At 40.8% G+C, this 456-nt stretch carries 1 pseudogene; it reads right to left on the minus strand.

Annotation, left to right across the window (positions count from 1 at the left end):
- Positions 1–456 (minus strand): annotated as a pseudogene (locus SH09_RS17305) (hypothetical protein); the annotation flags it as partial.

The following is a 456-nucleotide window of genomic DNA, read 5'->3' on the forward strand; positions in this document are numbered from 1 at the left end:
TCAACATCATTAAGCACGTCAGTATCTGATTCAGAAAGCGCAAGCACATCATTGAGCACATCAGTGTCTGATTCAGAAAGTGCGTCAACGTCATTAAGCACGTCAGTATCTGATTCAGAAAGCGCAAGCACATCATTGAGCACATCAGTGTCTGATTCAGAAAGTGCGTCAACGTCATTAAGTACATCAGTATCTGATTCAGAAAGCGCGTCAACATCATTGAGTACATCAGTATCTGATTCAGAAAGTGCAAGCACATCATTGAGTACATCAGTGTCTGACTCAGAAAGTGCAAGCACATCATTAAGTACATCAGTGTCTGATTCAGAAAGTGCATCAACATCATTGAGCACATCAGTGTCTGACTCAGAAAGTGCATCAACATCATTAAGTACTTCAGTATCAGATTCAGAGTCAGCAAGCACATCATTGAGTACATCAGTGTCTGATTCAGAA

This window comes from Staphylococcus gallinarum (assembly GCF_000875895.1).
In the GTDB taxonomy this organism is placed as follows: Bacteria; Bacillota; Bacilli; order Staphylococcales; family Staphylococcaceae; genus Staphylococcus; species Staphylococcus gallinarum.